General features: G+C 61.1%; 1 protein-coding gene. It reads right to left on the minus strand.

Annotation, left to right across the window (positions count from 1 at the left end; genetic code table 11):
* The coding region (locus tag ACXJ7R_RS33710) for an FUSC family protein (RefSeq protein WP_457155567.1) at positions 1-367 on the minus strand (367 nt) is incomplete at its 3' end.
* Between the last annotated feature and the right edge of the window lie 776 nt (positions 368-1,143).

The following is a 1,143-nucleotide window of genomic DNA, read 5'->3' on the forward strand; positions in this document are numbered from 1 at the left end:
GTGCTGCAGCGTAAGCGCGGTTGCCGTCCAGCAATCCTGCCGTGTAGACACACAGCCCGATCCATGCGGCGAACGCGGCGAGCATGATTCCGCCGCTTTGGGCGAAGAGCCCGACGATGGCGACCGACGCCATGACGCCGAGCACGGTCGCGATCAGCCGGAAGGCGGCCTTTTCCATACCTTGGCCGCGAGTGGGGAGTGCCAGAACGGTGACTGTCAGCGCCGCCGTAGATGGCGACTGCAGCTCGAGCCAAAAGCTCGTATAGAGGGCCGCGACGATGGCCACCCAGATCCTGAGCGCGAACGCCCAGGACGCAGGAGGAAATCCTGCGACGATGGTCGGATGTCGCACGACAGCAATACTCATCGCACTCCTGCAAGGTGGCTCAAGCTGGTATGCCTGTTGCTCCGAATCCGATGGCTCAGCTGGCCTGCATTACGCGGCACACCTTGCAGCAAGGCCTTTAACAGCCAAGGCTCTGAAAACTGTCGCTACCGTATTGGCTGTGCGTGCGACCATTGATGTGGATATTGCCGTATAGGTCTCGAGGCGGCCATTGTTCTACTGGATACGCAGCCCAGACGAATGGATATCCGGACCATACGTTGGTGTGAATGTTTGAGGTACGGTGCATTCCGGTCACCGCGGCTTGGCAAGCTTCGAGTCGGGTGCGGTGGTTGCGATGCTTTCTTCCTTGCGGCGCTGCGGCATACCGCAACGCGAAGCACGGTAAGCGCACTACGGCGGCCGAGTTGGAACCACAGGATTGCCTCGAAAAGGCCCGCGCCACAGGTGAAAAGGGCGCTGGACGAACGACCCGGGCATACCGCAGGAGGGGTGCGAGTCGACACAGTTCACAGTACACGTCGCGCCATGCCAAGCGTTTGGCCTATGGACGATGGCAGGGGCTGGAGAGTGCCTATAGCTTTTGCGGCTATCGGTCTGGCGGTCTCTCTGGCAGCAAGAGGATACCGCGGTCTGGACCACCACGAGAACGCCTGCGCTGGCTTTGGGGAAAGGAGCCTTGTCTTCGCGCTGCGCAATTTGGCAATCAGTCAAGCTTCTTGGCGGCTTGCGCACCGCCCCAGAGCGAGCCCGGATTGGCGCGGTTGGGATAAAGCTCCAACATCGCGTCGTAGAGG

This window comes from Mesorhizobium sp. P5_C1 (assembly GCF_054049815.1).